Here is a 16,072-nt window from a genome sequence, read left to right as displayed (position 1 = left end):
TTTCTCCTTACTCTCTGTCTCTGAAGCTGCCACGCTGAAGCCTGTCGCGGCGGGCCAGTTCGGCACTGACCGCATCGGCCACAATACGGCCCAACTCGCGGGCGTCCTGCCGTTCAACGCCGTGCAGGTGTATATGGATTTCCCCATTGAAACCACCCGCTGCGGGTGTTCTGGCCGCCGGACGACTGACCGGGGACGCGTCGGCCTGTTTGACGGGCTGTGTTGCCGCGACCACGGCGGGCCGGTCGCTCAGTGCCTGCATTGTCTGGGCGGATTGTGATGGGGTAGGCGGTGTACCGGCAAGTCTGGATTCCTGCCATTCGCCACGCACAGCCAGCGCTTTAGGCAGGTTTTTGAAAACGATATCGCCGGGGCCAATGCGCTTTTTGGTTTCTTCCAGCACGCCGCCGGTATTGTCAGCAATCTTCTGTAAACGGCGCTGCGTGCCGCTGTCTCCGGTTAACGGTTGTGTTGGGGCGGTGGTTTGGGGTTTTGTATTTGGTTTTGTATTTTCGTTTTTGTTCCCGTCGGTTTTAGGCGACCAGTTCCAGCCTTTTTGCACCATCTTTTTCTGTTGCGGATCCCATTCCCACATAACAGGATCTTTTTTCAGGCTTTCAGCTTTAGCGCTGGCGGCATCCAGTCCGGCTGGTATAAGTCCCAGCTTTTCAAGTATCCAGCCAATGCCTTTCATCAGCCCGGTGAGTGGCAACATTAACCCCTGAAGCACGATGCCCAGCACCTTGCCGAAGGTTTCCCCGGCGCTGGCACATTTCTCCAGTGAGTCTTTGCTGGTTTCTATTGGTGACAGCAGTTTTTTAAACCAATCCCATACCTGCTCAATACCGCGCCAGATAAGGTCAAATATCGGCGTCAGGCCGGAAAATGCACTTCGCAGCGGTGTCAGCGCCTGCATTATCCCGGCGAACATGCCGGTGAAAAATGCCTTGATGGGCTCCCAAAATCGCCAGATAAGCAAGCCTGCAGCCACAAACGCCGCGCCAATCAGCCCGATTGGGCTCAGTAAAAAAGACAATACGCCGCCTAACACCGAGACAGCCCCGGTGATAAGGCCCCATAGTGCAGGCAAACCCGTCATGCGTAGCAGCAAGCCGCCGATGCCTTTGGCCAACGAGCCAAGCGCTGATAAAGGCGAGGTAAATACGGCCAGCAACATGGCGCGCAGCGGGGCCAGTATCATTGTCAGTCGGCCCGCGCTGCCGGAGAACAGCTGTAGCCAGCCGCCCATGCGTGCCATCGGCCCGCCGAGCAGACTGCTTAACCCGGCAAACATCGACGCCGCCCCGCCGACGCCGCGCACACCCAGCAGCAGCGAAAAGCCGAGCTGGATCTTTGCCAGTGGCACCATCAGCAGGCCCAGAGTTAACGCCGCTGTGCCGATTGCTCCCGTTAGCGCAAGTGCGCTAACCGTCACCAGCACAATCGTCTGTGTCAGTTTCGGGTTTTCCTGTACCCAGTTGCGTGCGCGATTCACCAGGGCTGTGGCATCCTGTGTCAGGCCACGCAGACGAACGGATAGCCCGTCTATCACGCCAAAACGTAGTCCGTTCAGCGCACCGCCCAATTGCGCAATATCACCAGACAGGTTATCGCGCAATGTCGCGCCCATACGGTCAGCAGAGCCGTTTATATCCCCCAATTGGTTTGATACGCCGGCCAGCGCTGCCAGAAATTGCGGGATCTGATCGATAGATAAGTCTTCAATCGGCGTACCAAACAGCGCAATGGCCGCATTGGCACGTTCGGCTGGCTTCTGAATCGATAGCAGCCCTCGTGCTGTTTTCTGCATGGCCTCCCGTGCCTGCTGACCACCACTGGCGATAGCTGATGACATTTTTTCGGCATCCAGCCCGATTTTTTTGTACGCCTCCATGCTTTTTTTGGACATGTCCGAGCCGCGAATAGAAAACTCTTTTATTGCATCGCCGGTTTTGTCGAGGGCAAATTTACCCTGCTTTGCCATATCAACCAGCAACGACATCGCTTCGCTGCCGCTAAAGCCGAGGTTACGAAAGTGCGTGGAATACTCGTGTAGAATTTCAGGCAGTTCGCCGCGCATCTCAGTAGACACACGCTGCATACCGGCAACCATGAGATCGAATGCGTCATCACTGTTCTTCGCCAGCCCGTTTTTCATCATGATGGCTGCCATCTGAATACTCTCGGCAGTATCAGTACCGAGTGCCGTCTGCATATCCAGTGCTTTACGTGTGATACGTGTTAGCTCGGCATCGCCGACATTACCGAGTGCCCCCAGCGTACTGCGCACGGCTCCCAGTGCCTCCGCGATTTGATTCAGGTCAGCAATCACACCCGAACTGCCAATCTTCTGGATAATGCCTGAATACTGCTGCCCCCGGCTCGCTGACTCACCGTTTTGAGCCGCAACGCGAGCGCCGTTATTATCCGCCTCAACACCTGGTGCCATTGTCCGGGCACCGAGATAGGCTCCCGCAATGGTCGCCCCAACCGCAACAGTACCCGCAGCCCTTGATTTTCCGGCGGCATCAGTCAGGCGTTCGTAGCGCACATGCGCGCGGGTCACGGCAGCCAGTTGCTGCCGCTCTCGTTCCAGTGTCTGGTTATATTGCTCGGTGCGGCGAATGGCACTCTGAATGGTGGCATTGCCGCCAACCAGTGACACACCATGCCCGCGCAGTGCCTGTGAGACGGCACGCAGCTTGACCATTTCCTGATCGCGGGTGATGTTCAGCCGCTCCAGTTTAGCGGCCAGCGCTGCCATATGTTCCCGTTGCCGATCGGTCAGCACGGTGCCGCTTTGCTGGGCCTGTTTCAGGGCATTCAGGCTGCGGCTGGTTTCATCAATTGTCCGTGAGGTTTTTTGTACGCTGTCACGCAGGCGGTTGAAGGTTCTGGATTGATTATCCAGATCCTTAATCGCGGCCTGGGTACGTTTGAGGGATTCAGATAACCCGCCCGCACTCTGGCGGGCGGCGTTGACCGGGCGGGTCAGCCGGTCGATAGCACTGAAGGCTACGCGGATATCAAGGCTTCTCATCAGCTTCACTGGCTCCACTTCGGATAGCCGCCCGCGCGCGCCAGGCTATCACCTCGCCCAGATCCATACTGAACAGTTCAGAGGGCGGCCAGTTAAAAACAACGGCAATATCAGCGACCAGATCGTCTATCTGGTCGAACTGCACGACGGTTATGCTTCCTCCGTCACCTCCGCGTTCGGTTCGCCAGGCTCCGCATGCACTAAAAAAGGCGTGATGGCCTCTGCCAGCCGCATAAAATCGCGGGTATCCATCGCATTGATTTCGGCCATCTTCAACTTGGGCGAGGTCACGCGCGTCAACAGCGTGGTGATGGAATCCACATCCATATTCAGGACGTTGACCAGCCGCAGGCCACGCAGTGAGCCCGCCTGTTTAATGTCATCGGTAATGGCCACCTGGCTGATAGTGCTATCGCCCCGCACAATCGGGGTTGCCAGGGTGATGGTGTGTTCATTCGGTGTGTTCATGGTTACAGGCTCCGGGCGCGGGTATCGCTGCCATTGTTCAGGTTGTTCAGTTACTTAACCCCAGCGCAGACGAGATGCGATCCGGGTAGATGTTTTTGCCGTTTTTCTTGTAGATGAAATTCAGCAGGTCAATTTCAAGCACCGATTGATCGTCAATCGACAGCTTGTAGTAGGTATTTTTCAGCGCATAGGTGACTGACGTGTCTTCACCTTGCTTAGATTCGCCGCCATCAATCTCGGTAATACGGCCGCGCATCTCGACTTCAACCAGTTGGCTGTCGCCGTCGGTGTAGTATTCCCCGGCAAAGCGCAGGCGAATTTCATCAATATCGCCGCCGTATTCCTGCAACAGTTTTTTCTCCATGCCGCCCACCACCATCTGGGCTTCCAGCGCACCGGAGTCCATACCGAGATCGACCGCCACCGAGCCAATCATGCCCGCGCCCTGAAAATCCTCTGTCTTGCGGGTTAATTTTGGCAAGGTCACTGCTGTAACCTTGCCTATCTGGTTGTTGCCGTTCACAAAACAGGTGAACAGGCGCAATTTATGCGGTACAGCCATTTACACCCCTCCCAGCGATGAGAACGCGGAGTCAAAATAATCATCGGTGAACGTCTGGTATAACGTCAGGTCTTCCAGCGGCGGCACCGGTGTGTACTTGTAACGCACGCGCACTTGCCCCTGTCGCAGGCCGGTGGTGGGGTTGTCCTGAATATCGAACCAGCATTCCCCGCCGATAAGCCTGCCCGCCGTAACCAGGGCACTCAGCTTGCCGTTGATGCCGTTCACCACGTCTTTGACATTGGCCGGGGTCAGTGGCTCGTCAACAACCTCAAACTGCGCTTCTGCGATACTGTCAGCGAGGATTTGTGCGGTACGGGTGTACACCTCAAACAGGTAATCATGGGTGTCCGTGGTGCGGTTGCCCCAGAAGCGGAAACCATTGCGCTTAATCAACGTGGTGATCTCCTGATTGTTGAGTTCATTCGCGTCGCTGTCTTCGGCCTGAAGCGACCAGAACACATCCCGCGAAATGCCCAATACATTATTCACGGCCACGTTCGACAGCGACTTATGCCAGCCCTGATCGTTATCAATCGCTGCGCGCAGGCCGCAGGCATAGGCCGGAGCCGGAAAGGTTTCATTGCTGCCGGTCAGCGGGTTATAGGCGATAAAATCCGGCCAGATCAGCATCAGCTCCCGATACGCAAACTGCGCACGGTAGGTGATGGCCTCGGCCATCGTGGTGCAACCGTGACACCCGGCATAGACAAACGCGCGCAGGTTTTGCGCAATCACGCACAGCGCTGACGTCACTTCGGCGGTGTCATAGTCCGGTACCGCCAAAATCCGGGGCCGGTAATTAAGTTTTGCTTCTGCCGTCAGCAAGGCATACATGCCGGTATAACTGCCGTCAGCTGCCGTCCCGCCGATAATCAGCTGGGACTGGGTTTTGTCGCCGCCTTCGGTTGCTGCCGCCACCCGTACCACAATCACCTTCGTGCTGGCCTGGTCAGCAATCGCCTTCAGCGTCTTGTAGAGCGAGCCGGTTTTACCCGCCTTGCCCAACACGCTATTTACCCGTGTGATGAGCACCGGGGTATTCAGGGGAAAGGTGCCTGCATCCGCGTCTTCCGCCACGGCCACCACGCCAATCACACTGGAATCAATGTCATTGATTGCGGCCACCAGGTCGGTATTTTCACGAACACGCGCACCGTGGAAACGTGTCTCTGACATGTTCACCACCATTACGTTATTGAGTTCAGGGCGATAATCCCCGATATCCGCCGCGCACTCACGCGCTGGTGGGTCTGGCCGTCCGGCGACAACAAAAAGCCATTTTTCCCTACGCGCACGCGTGAAATCATGCGGCAAAAACAGGGGATGAAAATGGATATCAAAACACTCACTGACTCCGTTACCGATGCCGCGAAGCGCTACAACGACGCACTGACCGAGGCGGTAAAAATTCCGGCCTTCAGCATTACGCTGGGCGGGAAAGCGCTGAAGGAGTTGGGCGACCGGCTAATCTCGCTGTCGCTGACCGACAACCGGGGCTTTGAGGCTGACCAGCTCACACTGTCGATAGACGACAGCGACGGACGCCTGGAGCTGCCGCCGCGTGGCGCACAGATTGCGCTGTCCATTGGCTGGCAGGGTGAAGCGCTGACGTACAAAGGGCTGTATACCGTGGATGAAATTTCCCACGAAGGCCCGCCCAACGTGCTGGGCGTGACGGCCAGAAGTGCGGATTTCCGTGAAGAGTTCAACGTGAAGCGAGAGGTTTCATGGCATGACGTGACGGTAGAGCGTGTCGTGTCGGCGATCGCACACCGCTACGGCATGAAGGCGCAAATCAGTGACATGCTGATGAATATCGACATCGACCACGCCGACCAGACCGAAGAGAGCGATATGTCATTCCTGACCCGGATGGCCGAGCAACTGGGGGCGATTGCCACCATCAAAAACGGCACGCTGCTGTTTATCCTGCCCGGTGGTGGTGTGACGGCATCCGGCAAGGCGCTGCCATCGGCCAGCCTCACACGAGACAGCGGTGATAAACACCGTTTCCGCATTGCCGATCGGGATGCCTACACCGGCGTGCGCGCCTACTGGATGGATCTGCAATTCGGTAAGAAGAAAAAGGTCAGCGTGAAGCGCCGCCGGACAAAACCCAAACCGAAAAAGGAGAAGAGCAGCAATCGTGAAGGCGATTACATCACAGGCACAGACGGTAATGTATTTGTGATGCGCAAAACCTATCCCAATGAAGAGGCGGCCAAACGGGCGGCGGCGGCTAAATGGCGGCAGTTACAACGTGGAGCGGCTGAATTTTCGATAACCCTGGCGCGTGGCCGTGCCGAGCTGTATCCCGAAATGCACATGACGGTAAGCGGCTTTAAACCCCATATCGACAATCAGGACTGGATTATCGCCCGCGCAGAGCACGTTATTGATGGCAACGGCTTTACCACCCGTCTTGAGCTGGAAGCAAAAATCCCTGACTGGATAGCAGAAAGTGAATAAAATGGCGGCGAGTTCAACTCCCACAGGGGAGACCATTATGTTCAGATGTCCTTTCTGCGGGGCAACGGCCCGCACCCGTACCAGTCGCCGCCTGAGCGATATCACCATCCGGCAATATCACCAGTGCCAAAACCTGGAATGCAGCGAGACATTTACCACCCTCAACACGGTAGAACGGCGCGTATCAAAGCGCACACGGGAAGACCCGCTACCGCCTGACTTTATCCCGCAAGACGCCTTTCCGGCATCGCATTACGGCCGGGATCAATTGAATCTGGCGTTGTAAAACAAAAGCCCCGCAGGATGAGTGCGGGGCTTTGGGCTATTAGAGATTATAAGAGTGATAAATCTGTTCGTTATGGCCAACACAGATAATACTGTCTGTGCTCGATGATGCATTTGATAACATCGGTGATCATATTGATAGTGATGATGGGATAGGGATATGAAATCCTTATTTCAGGCCACCAGAAGCATATTTCCGTGCAACCATAGTGGAAAAAAATCAGCTTGCTCTGGCTCTTTAATTATTCAACCACGGTTAACAATGGCGGCTGATTGAAGACCGCCTTTTTTGTACCTGAAAAACGGGTGCTGCCACTTTGCTGCCATTTTGCTGCCACTTGCCAAATTCCAGGCATAAAAAAACCGCCTTGAGGCGGTGAAGAGTTTTTATTTATTTCTATTTTTATCAATCAGTTATTACATGGTGCCCAGAGCGGGACTTGAACCCGCACAGCGCGTACGCCGAGGGATTTTAAATCCCTTGTGTCTACCGATTCCACCATCTGGGCTTTGAATTTGGAGGCGCGTCCCGGAGTCGAACCGAGGTGGACGGATTTGCAATCCGCTGCATGGCCACTCTGCCAACGCGCCTTATTTATAACTAACTTGGAGCGGGAAACGAGACTCGAACTCGCGACCCCGACCTTGGCAAGGTCGTGCTCTACCAACTGAGCTATTCCCGCATTCGACTAAACATTTTGTTTATTAAGCAGTTTCACTTAGCAGTGCTGCTGTCGATGCGGTGCATTCTACTTACCTGACGCAGTGAGTCAATAAAATTATCGTCCTCACTGTACTGTTTGTTGTTTTTTAAGGCTGGACGATCAATGTTCAAGCAGATCGCGCCATGCAGCGCTTAAATATTGGAACATTAGACCAGAAAGTCAACACCGCTGCGATATACAATGCAAAGATTCCCGCCGCTTCAACCATACGTTCAGGCCGCCATAACAAACCCACTAAGGCTACCATCTGTGCCGTTGTTTTAATTTTACCAACCCATGATACGGCAACACTGCTACGTTTACCGAGTTCCGCCATCCACTCACGCAACGCAGAAATAATGATTTCTCGTGCAATCATGGTCGCTGCTGGCAACGTTATCCACCAAGAGTGGTAATACTCCGCGACCAAAACCAACGCAACAGCGACCATAACTTTATCTGCGACCGGGTCAAGAAATGCGCCAAAGCGCGTTGTCTGTTTCCAGAGACGAGCGAGAAAACCATCAAACCAGTCAGTTATCGCCGCGAAAACAAAAATACTCGCGCAGACCATCGGTGCCCAGTCGAACGGCAGATAAAATGCCAGAACAAAGAATGGGATGAGAACAACTCGAAACAGGGTAAGCCACGTGGGTATATTAAATCGCATAGCGTATGGGTAACTGTCTGGCTTGAAAGAGAATAAGGGTATGTTGCTACATTGGCTCTAGTGTTTCAATGCATGAAAGATTTTTTCTGCCAAAGCGAGTGAAATTCCGGGAACACCCGCAATTTCTTCGATACTGGCGTTCATCAAAGGTTGCAATCCGCCCATGAATTTTAGCAATGTTTGACGTCGTTTTGGCCCAACTCCTTCTATCATTTCCAGTGAGCTCGTATTTTTCACCTTTGCCCGCTGTTTACGATGCCCGCTAATAGCGTGATTGTGCGACTCATCGCGAATGTGTTGAATAACATGCAGTGCAGGCGAGTCAGCAGGTAAGGCAACCCCCTCACCCGTCGCTTCGAAGAATAGCGTTTCGAGCCCGGCTTTGCGATCACTGCCTTTGGCTACACCGAGCAGGAGAGGTTTCGTGATATCCCAAGGGACCTGTAAAGACGAAAAAACGGCTTTGGCCTGAGCGAGTTGACCTTTCCCGCCATCAATCACGATGACATCGGGAATTTTACCTTCATCGATAGCTTTACCATAACGGCGTTTAAGCACCTGAGTCATCGCCGCATAATCATCGCCCGGCGTAATCCCGGTAATATTATAACGTCGATATTCTGAACGCAGCGGGCCATTGGCATCGAAGACCACGCAAGAGGCTACCGTCTGTTCGCCCATCGTATGGCTGATATCAAAACACTCCATACGATGTATTTTATCAAGACCAAGCACGGCTGCCAGTGCCGTCAATCGTTGCCATACTGTTGATTGTTGAGCTAATTTCGTTGTCAGCGCCGTGTGGGCATTGGTTCGGGCCAGCTTGAGATAGCGGGCTCTATCTCCCCTAGGGCGGCTTTGAATGTGGATTTTACGCCCCGTCTGCTCACTGAGCGATTCAGCTAGCAGCTCACATTCAGGTAATGAGAAGTCCAGTAAAATATCAGAGGGCAAAGTACGGGCGGTGCTGCCCTGTAAGTAAAACTGCCCGACGAATGTTTGTACCACTTCGGCTAACTCAGTGCCGGCAGGAACCTTGGGAAAATAGCTACGGCTCCCTAACACATTGCCTTGACGCAGAAAGAGCACATGGACACAAGCGATACCCGCATCAAACGCTACGCCAATCACGTCGAGATCGTCACCATCACCAGAAACAAACTGTTTCTCGGTAACACGCCGTATTGCCTGAATTTGATCTCGAATACGAGCGGCCTCTTCAAATCGTAGTTCACGACTTGCCAACTCCATCTCAGCAACCAAATGGGTCAGCACTTGCTGGTCTTTGCCTGACAGGAACAGTCTTACATAATCAACCTGTTGCTGATACATTTCCTCACTAACCAGGCCACTAACACAAGGGCCGAGACAACGGCCAATTTGATATTGCAAACAAGGGCGGGAACGATTGCGGTAGACACTATTTTCGCACTGGCGTATAGGGAACAGCCTCTGTAATAACATCAAGGTTTCACGCACCGCATTGCCGTTAGGGAATGGGCCAAAATACTCACCTTTAGCGTGCCGTGCTCCCCGATGTATCGACAAACGCGGGTGAACATCGGCACTAAGAAAAATCAAAGGGTAGGATTTATCGTCGCGCAATAAAACATTATAGCGCGGCTGATATTGCTTGATGAAATTATGCTCAAGTAATAACGCTTCAGTTTCAGTATGTGTGATCGTAACGTCTATCTGTTGGATACTTTTTACCAACACCTCGGTTTTTCGGCTCGAAACCTGAGCTCGAAAATAGCTGGAGAGGCGTTTTTTTAAATCCTTGGCTTTACCAACATAGATAACCGTGTTCTCGGCATCATACATACGATAAACCCCAGGCTGACTGGTTACTGTCTTCAAAAAAGCCTGGGCATCAAAACGTTCAGTCACTACTAATCAACGTCTCCGCATTAAAAAGTCCATGGCGAATAGCAAGATGAGTGAGCTCAACATCACCATTAATGTTCAATTTGCTGAACATCCGATAGCGATAGCTATTGACCGTTTTCGGGCTGAGATTGAGTTTATCTGAAATCTCATTCACTTTCTGCCCTTTGGTGATCATCATCATAATTTGCAACTCACGCTCGGAAAGGCACTCCAGCGGAGTTTCCGTCTGAGGCTCCAACTGGCTTAATGCCATTTGTTGAGCAATATCGGAAGCAATATAGCGCTTCCCTGCATGCACCGAACGAATAGCATAAATCACCTCTTCTGGCGTGGCACCTTTACTTAGATAACCCGCTGCACCAGCTTGCATGACTTTTGCAGGTAAAGGATTCTCGGTGTGAATAGTCAGCATGATGATTTTCACTTCGGGAGAAAACCGAACAATTTTGCGCGTTGCCTCAAGACCGCCAATGCCTGGCATATTCATATCCATCAGTACAACGTCTACACTGTTGCTACGGCACCATCTGACCGCATCTTCACCGCATTGCGCCTCCCCAACAACCTTGAGGCCTTTGATATCGTCAAGAATGCGCCGTATCCCTGCCCGCACCAGTTCATGGTCATCAACAAGAAAAACGCTAATCAAAGAACAATTCTCCAAAAAGAGTAACACTTACAGACGAATTTGTTGCAGGTGGTACTATGTGGTTTAGAAAAAATGAATACACTTTTTTATTAAAAGTGTATTTTTATTCTACCGTGTGGTATTATTCTTTAAGCTTGTGAATGATAGCCTCTGTGCATCATTCTTAAAATGCGCTTCCATCACAGTATTCATATTTCCAACCTGGCTTTTTAGAGAAAGAGACGCAAAACGCGTCTAAAATTATAAAAAAATATCAATAATCAAAACATTATCAAGCTTTTGCAAAGTACGCAATCACGAGCATGTTACCGTTGTTGCATGATTATAACGCCTAAAATGCTTCGCCACAGCCTGTTATCTACAAATAATACACACGCCTTTAAATATCCATATAAAAATTGCGATATTGCTGCAAGAGCGCATTTAAAGGCTAAAACATACGTTAACAAAATATAATCAATTTGTGGCAATAGCAGATAAGAAAAATACAACTTCATTGTTCTTATCTTATTTTCAGTGCGCTGCGCCATTGACAGATATGGTACAATAACAAAAATTTTGGTTATGTTGCCGTATTATCAGGCAGTTTTTATCTTTGTCGATAGCATCGGCTTTATATTCATTACAGGAGATATTATGAACACCAACGACTTCCCGACAGCCGCCACCCCTGAATCTCTGGCCCATGAGGTCAGTTGTATGAAGGCGCTGATGACGCTGATGCTGAAGTCTATCGGTCAGGCTGATGCAGGCAAGATCATAGTCAACATGGAAAAGCATATTGCCCAACTCGATGATCCAACCCAGGCTGAAATCTTCAGTACAACAATTAAACAAATCAAGACGGTTTATCGTCGTTAGTCGTATTCGTATTCCCATCAGATGCTCATTATCTTGTGTTATTGTCTGATGGGAAACATACTTGCTTTGGCTCATCCTGCGTAAAATTAACCCTCATCTGAATAGCTGCGCTAATTACTGAATAATATTTAACCAATCGATAAACATTTCAGTTAATCGTATATTTTTAATATTTAAATAACAGCAGTTAGGAGAAAGAGTTATTTTTTGTATTTAGCCGGTTGAATTGAATACTGGATATGGCTTGAGAAGTGTTGGTGGGTCGTATAGGGCTCGAACCTATGACCAATTGATTAAGAGTCAACTGCTCTACCAACTGAGCTAACGACCCAACGCAGGGGATTATTCTCCTACTATCGCCATCTGTCAAACGATTCGTTCCTTTTTCTTTGAGCCGGTTAATTTGACTATCATCTCTCTCGTTTTTTTGATGTTATTGCGCTTTTAACTTCCGGTAACAGCATGTCGCATGTTGTTACCTCATGTGTATAGATTCATGATGCGCCAAATAGCGTGTTACTATTCGTGACCCTGACGTTTATGCATCCAGTCAGTGTATATTTCATTGGCACTGGTTGTATAACCTCATATTGTATAACCCCATACAGCTACAGTGTTAGCGTGTATGAGTTGATATTTTTTAGGGAATCGTTCTGGAAATCAGCTTTTGGGGTTGGTTTCCCCCATGCTTGACCCGCGCTGGAAATAACATTTTATGACAGATAAAACACAACATAACACCGAGGCTAATAGCCAGAATGACCTAAGGCGTAACCTGACAAATAGGCATATCCAATTGATTGCGATAGGCGGTGCGATAGGCACAGGCTTGTTTATGGGATCAGGCAAGACCATCAGTTTGGCGGGCCCATCGATTATTTTCGTCTACATGATAATTGGATTTATGCTGTTTTTTGTGATGAGGGCAATGGGTGAGTTACTCTTGTCTAACCTCAACTATAAATCATTTAGCGATTTTTCTGCCGATCTACTCGGCCCCTGGGCTGGTTTTTTTACCGGCTGGACATACTGGTTCTGCTGGGTTGTCACCGGGATTGCAGATGTTGTCGCAATCAGTGCTTATGCGCAGTTCTGGTTCCCTGAGTTCTCACAATGGATAAGCTCACTGCTTTGCGTATTGCTATTGCTTACTTTAAATCTGGCCACGGTTAAATTATTTGGTGAGATGGAGTTTTGGTTTGCAATGATAAAGATAGTGGCCATTGTGGCACTAATTGCAATAGGTGCCGGCTTGGTTGCTATGCAGTTTGTTTCCCCATCAGGCGCTGTCGCGTCTCTTAGCAATCTATGGCGAGATGGAGGGTTATTTCCTAAGGGTCTCAGCGGATTTTTTGCTGGCTTCCAAATAGCCATTTTCGCCTTCGTGGGTATTGAGCTAGTGGGTACTACTGCCGCTGAAACCAAAAACCCAAACGTGGTCTTACCTCGTGCCATTAATGCTATCCCTATTCGCATTATTATGTTTTACGTTTTCGCACTGATAATGATTATGTCGGTGACGCCGTGGAGCCATATTGCTGCAGATAAGAGCCCATTTGTTGAGATGTTTGTTTTAGTCGGGCTACCAGCGGCGGCTAGTGTGATTAACTTCGTGGTATTAACGTCTGCGGCATCATCGGCAAATAGTGGGGTATTTTCTACCAGCCGTATGTTATTCGGTCTTGCCAGGCAGGGAGATGCGCCAGCGTATTTTGGCAGGTTATCAAAACGTGCGGTTCCCTCGGGTGGATTACTGTTCTCCTGTATTTGTTTGTTATGCGGAGTGGTGCTTATCTACCTTATACCTGACGTCATGACTGTTTTTACGCTAGTCACCACGGTATCCGCGATTTTATTTATGTTCGTCTGGAGCATCATTTTGTGCTCCTATCTGGTCTACCGTAAAAAGCGCCCACAATTACATCGTCAGTCGGCTTACAAAATGCCCTGCGGTATTATCATGTGTTGGATGTGTTTGGCATTCTTTGCATTTGTGCTGGTATTACTGACATTACAGCCAGATACATTACAGGCGCTGATTGTCACCCCTGTGTGGTTTGTCGTATTGGCTATCGCTTATTACAGTATTCGTTATCGTCGGCAACAACGCACATAGCTGATGGCGTAACCAGAAAGTCTCCAGGCAACGGTATAACTGACACGCCTGCGAAAAATGGGGTATTCAATGCGGTCGGCTACGTCTTTACCATGTAGCTGACCGCATCCAATTTAAGCACTAATGGTTTGTCGAACGCCGTTCACTGCGCTCTTGGCTTGCTCACATTGGCTAAGAATGGTTTGGGCGTGCGAATACAAGATCTTACCAGCTTCGGTCGGCGTCACACCCCGGCGACTACGAACCAGCAGTTGCTTTTCCATTTCACTTTCAAGTGTCGCAACTTGCTGACTCAGCGCTGGTTGCGCAATGTGCAACATTTCAGCGGCTTGGGTCAGGCTACCGATATCAACAATTTTCACAAAATATTTTAGCCGTCTCAGATTCATGTGTACCTCCTGAATAGTTACAGTCAAATAAAAGCAAGAAGTACGCCAGATTTGTAGAGTGACGAAAAAAAACGTATTGATATGGCTTAAGCAGCTTAAAAATAAGTAAAAGCAATAGATGCGAGCCCCATAGTAACAATCCTAATCTCGCTCACCGATCGTGTTATCCACACGCAAGAATCATAGTTTGCACCAAAAAAGGGCGCGATGTGCTATATGAGAGTGCACTGGTCTGACAACATTGCCGTCATCTATGCTTACATTGTCTATTATTACATCATTTTCAATGGGTTGGTTATAAGTTCAGCAAACAGTCAATCTATATATGATGATGCTTTGACAAGCCCACAGGCTGCCGCTATTATCCACACCACTTAACCGATTCCTCTGTAGTTCAGTCGGTAGAACGGCGGACTGTTAATCCGTATGTCACTGGTTCGAGTCCAGTCAGAGGAGCCAATTTAAAGAAACCAGATGTCTACTGACGTCTGGTTTTTTGCTTTTTATCAATTGGTTATCCCCTTCTTTAGCTTCACCCTCGCTCACCCAAAAACGCTACTGCCCACCACTTTTGTTGGTAGAATCGTTGGTATCTCTGGTTCGATTTTGCTTATACCAACAACTCAAGGGGGCAAATCATGTCACTAACTGATTCCAAAGTAAAAAATGCCAAATCTCTTGAGAAGGAATATAAGCTTACTGATGGCTTTGGTATGCACCTGTTAGTGCATCCTAATGGATCTAAATACTGGCGCTTGTCTTATCGTTTCGAAAAGAAGCAAAGATTACTCGCTTTAGGCGTCTACCCGGCTGTTTCACTGGCGAATGCCAGACAACGCCGGGATGATGCCAAAAAGCTGTTAGCGGCTGGCATTGACCCCAACGCCAAAAAACAGGCTGACCACAAAATCGTTCAGGAACGACGTAACAACACCCACGCGTTCAAAACCGTTGCCAAAAGCTGGTTTGCCACCAAAACCACATGGTCGGAAGATTATCAGCGTTCTGTCTGGATCCGTCTTGAAACCGACCTGTTCCCTGATATTGGCAACAGAGATATTGCTGAACTGGATACGGGCGATCTGCTGGTTCCCATCAAAAAGATAGAGAAGCTGGGTTATCTGGAAATTGCTATGCGGGTGAAGCAATATGCCACTGCCATTATGCGTTATGCCGTCCAGCAAAAGATGATCCGTTTCAATCCTGCCTATGATTTGGAAGGTGCTGTTCAGAAGCCATAGACGGAACACCGCCCTGCTATTGAGCTGGAAGAGATACCTGCCCTACTGGAACGCATTGAAGGCTATCAGGGCCGTAGCAGGCTGACCCTGTTGGCGATAAAACTCACTCTGCTGATATTTATTCGCTCCAGCGAACTCCGCTTTGCCAGATGGTCAGAGATCGATTTTAACAGTGCCTTATGGGTTATCCCTGAACAGCGTGAAGCGATTGCAGGGATCAAACATTCAGGCCGTGGGGCTAAAATGCGCAGAAAGCACTATGTTCCTCTATGCGAACAAGCAGTGGCAATTTTAGAAGAGCTTAAAGACCTCACCTATGACGTTAACGGCGATGACGGCTTTATCCTGACGGGCTGTTATGATGCGATGAAGCCGATGAGTGAGAACACCATCAACAAGGCGCTACGAAAAATGGGCTATGACACCAAAACCGATCTGTGCGGTCACGGCTTTCGAACGCTGTCGTGTAGTGCGTTAATCGAATCGGGTATCTGGCCTGAAGACGTGGTTGAGCTTCAAATGAGCCATATGGAAAAGAACAACGTTCGCGCTGCCTATACCCATAAGGCCAAACACCTTGAGCAACGGGGAGCAGGTCAAAGATCATTTATCAACGGAGACTGAACCAGATGCCTATCCCACCCATTGCCAGCGACCCGCTGATGACTTTTTATGATCATTGCCATCTTGCTCTACACCTCATCAGCCTACCCGTGTGTTAGCGT

12 protein-coding genes, 5 tRNA genes and 3 pseudogenes are annotated in these 16,072 nt (G+C 50.1%); 6 read left to right on the top strand and 14 right to left on the bottom strand.

The genetic code is table 11. The features are described from left to right. Positions 1 to 7: 7 nt before the first annotated feature. From O1Q98_RS18275 to O1Q98_RS18255, 5 genes are read right to left on the bottom strand one after another with little or no spacing between them, the layout of a single operon-like run. On the bottom strand, positions 8 to 3,040 hold the full coding sequence (locus tag O1Q98_RS18275) for a phage tail tape measure protein (RefSeq protein ID WP_125258878.1): 3,033 nt from the start codon (positions 3,038 to 3,040) through the stop codon (positions 8 to 10). Next, the gene (locus O1Q98_RS18270; protein WP_125258877.1) at positions 3,027 to 3,185 is read right to left on the bottom strand and encodes a GpE family phage tail protein; all 159 of its coding nucleotides are present in this window, start codon (positions 3,183 to 3,185) and stop codon (positions 3,027 to 3,029) included. Before O1Q98_RS18270 ends, O1Q98_RS18275 begins: the two co-directional genes overlap by 14 nt. A gap of 5 nt (positions 3,186 to 3,190) precedes the next feature. Then, on the bottom strand, positions 3,191 to 3,508 hold the full coding sequence (locus tag O1Q98_RS18265) for a phage tail assembly protein (protein WP_125258876.1): 318 nt from the start codon (positions 3,506 to 3,508) through the stop codon (positions 3,191 to 3,193). A gap of 46 nt (positions 3,509 to 3,554) precedes the next feature. Next, positions 3,555 to 4,070 carry a phage major tail tube protein gene (locus tag O1Q98_RS18260; protein ID WP_125258875.1) on the bottom strand — a complete coding sequence of 172 codons (516 nt, stop codon included), beginning with the start codon at positions 4,068 to 4,070 and terminating at the stop codon, positions 3,555 to 3,557. Then, positions 4,071 to 5,249: a phage tail sheath subtilisin-like domain-containing protein gene (locus tag O1Q98_RS18255; RefSeq protein ID WP_125258874.1), complete on the bottom strand. Its 1,179-nt coding sequence runs from the start codon at positions 5,247 to 5,249 to the stop codon at positions 4,071 to 4,073. A 153-nt stretch (positions 5,250 to 5,402) separates the two neighbouring features. Between O1Q98_RS18255 and O1Q98_RS18250 the strand changes: the two genes are divergently transcribed. Then, on the top strand, positions 5,403 to 6,542 hold the full coding sequence (locus O1Q98_RS18250; RefSeq protein WP_125258873.1) for a phage late control D family protein: 1,140 nt from the start codon (positions 5,403 to 5,405) through the stop codon (positions 6,540 to 6,542). 37 nt (positions 6,543 to 6,579) lie between these two features. Next, positions 6,580 to 6,828, top strand: a complete 249-nt coding sequence (locus O1Q98_RS18245) for an ogr/Delta-like zinc finger family protein (RefSeq protein ID WP_035342528.1) — start codon at positions 6,580 to 6,582, stop codon at positions 6,826 to 6,828. 241 nt (positions 6,829 to 7,069) lie between these two features. Here O1Q98_RS18245 and O1Q98_RS18240 read toward each other — a convergent pair whose 3' ends face one another. The 7 genes and pseudogenes from O1Q98_RS18240 to uvrY form a co-directional block, all read right to left on the bottom strand. Beyond that, complete coding sequence (locus O1Q98_RS18240) at positions 7,070 to 7,237, bottom strand: hypothetical protein (protein WP_164512970.1); 168 nt, start codon at positions 7,235 to 7,237, stop codon at positions 7,070 to 7,072. 12 nt (positions 7,238 to 7,249) lie between these two features. Further along, positions 7,250 to 7,336: transfer RNA gene (locus O1Q98_RS18235), tRNA-Leu, on the bottom strand. A gap of 8 nt (positions 7,337 to 7,344) precedes the next feature. Next, positions 7,345 to 7,418: transfer RNA gene (locus tag O1Q98_RS18230), tRNA-Cys, on the bottom strand. Positions 7,419 to 7,434: 16 nt separating this feature from the next. Next, positions 7,435 to 7,510 (bottom strand) — tRNA-Gly (locus tag O1Q98_RS18225). Positions 7,511 to 7,651: 141 nt separating this feature from the next. After that, positions 7,652 to 8,201 (bottom strand): annotated as a pseudogene (gene pgsA / locus O1Q98_RS18220) (CDP-diacylglycerol--glycerol-3-phosphate 3-phosphatidyltransferase). 57 nt (positions 8,202 to 8,258) lie between these two features. Further along, positions 8,259 to 10,091, bottom strand: coding sequence for an excinuclease ABC subunit UvrC (uvrC, locus tag O1Q98_RS18215; protein ID WP_125258871.1), 1,833 nt, complete (start codon positions 10,089 to 10,091; stop codon positions 8,259 to 8,261). Next, entirely contained in the window at positions 10,084 to 10,740 is a 657-nt protein-coding gene (gene uvrY, locus O1Q98_RS18210; RefSeq protein WP_125258870.1) for a UvrY/SirA/GacA family response regulator transcription factor, read from the bottom strand. The genes uvrC and uvrY overlap by 8 nt, the downstream gene beginning before the upstream one ends. A gap of 636 nt (positions 10,741 to 11,376) precedes the next feature. Here uvrY and O1Q98_RS18205 point away from each other — a divergent pair. Beyond that, positions 11,377 to 11,601, top strand: coding sequence for a DUF2594 family protein (locus tag O1Q98_RS18205; protein WP_125258869.1), 225 nt, complete (start codon positions 11,377 to 11,379; stop codon positions 11,599 to 11,601). Between the two features lie 255 nt (positions 11,602 to 11,856). On the opposite strand, the gene O1Q98_RS18200 is transcribed toward O1Q98_RS18205, so the two are convergent. Further along, positions 11,857 to 11,932, bottom strand: a tRNA-Lys gene (locus O1Q98_RS18200). A 384-nt stretch (positions 11,933 to 12,316) separates the two neighbouring features. Between O1Q98_RS18200 and cycA the strand changes: the two genes are divergently transcribed. Then, a complete protein-coding gene (gene cycA, locus O1Q98_RS18195) occupies positions 12,317 to 13,717 on the top strand; it encodes a D-serine/D-alanine/glycine transporter (RefSeq protein WP_125258868.1) in 1,401 nt (466 codons plus the stop codon). 122 nt (positions 13,718 to 13,839) lie between these two features. On the opposite strand, the pseudogene O1Q98_RS18190 reads toward cycA, so the two are convergent. Then, a pseudogene (locus tag O1Q98_RS18190) lies at positions 13,840 to 14,106 on the bottom strand (LysR family transcriptional regulator); the annotation flags it as partial. 383 nt (positions 14,107 to 14,489) lie between these two features. On the opposite strand from O1Q98_RS18190, the gene O1Q98_RS18185 reads away from it, so the two are divergent. Both O1Q98_RS18185 and O1Q98_RS18180 read left to right on the top strand, forming a co-directional pair. Further along, positions 14,490 to 14,565: transfer RNA gene (locus O1Q98_RS18185), tRNA-Asn, on the top strand. Between the two features lie 179 nt (positions 14,566 to 14,744). Next, a pseudogene (locus O1Q98_RS18180) lies at positions 14,745 to 15,935 on the top strand (tyrosine-type recombinase/integrase); the annotation flags it as partial. Between the last annotated feature and the right edge of the window lie 137 nt (positions 15,936 to 16,072).

It is taken from the genome of Dickeya lacustris (assembly GCF_029635795.1).
GTDB lineage: Bacteria > Pseudomonadota > Gammaproteobacteria > Enterobacterales > Enterobacteriaceae > Dickeya > Dickeya lacustris.
Note: the sequence above shows the minus strand (reverse complement) of the source record. Positions and strands in the feature narration are given on the sequence as shown.

Coding starts and splice junctions, on each gene's coding strand:
- cycA (WP_125258868.1), top strand. CDS start 12,317: ATGACAGATAAAACACAACATAACACCGAGGCTAATAGCCAGAATGAC.
- O1Q98_RS18250 (WP_125258873.1), top strand. CDS start 5,403: ATGGATATCAAAACACTCACTGACTCCGTTACCGATGCCGCGAAGCGC.
- O1Q98_RS18265 (WP_125258876.1), bottom strand. CDS start 3,508: ATGAACACACCGAATGAACACACCATCACCCTGGCAACCCCGATTGTG.
- O1Q98_RS18245 (WP_035342528.1), top strand. CDS start 6,580: ATGTTCAGATGTCCTTTCTGCGGGGCAACGGCCCGCACCCGTACCAGT.
- O1Q98_RS18255 (WP_125258874.1), bottom strand. CDS start 5,249: ATGTCAGAGACACGTTTCCACGGTGCGCGTGTTCGTGAAAATACCGAC.
- O1Q98_RS18205 (WP_125258869.1), top strand. CDS start 11,377: ATGAACACCAACGACTTCCCGACAGCCGCCACCCCTGAATCTCTGGCC.
- O1Q98_RS18260 (WP_125258875.1), bottom strand. CDS start 4,070: ATGGCTGTACCGCATAAATTGCGCCTGTTCACCTGTTTTGTGAACGGC.
- O1Q98_RS18275 (WP_125258878.1), bottom strand. CDS start 3,040: ATGAGAAGCCTTGATATCCGCGTAGCCTTCAGTGCTATCGACCGGCTG.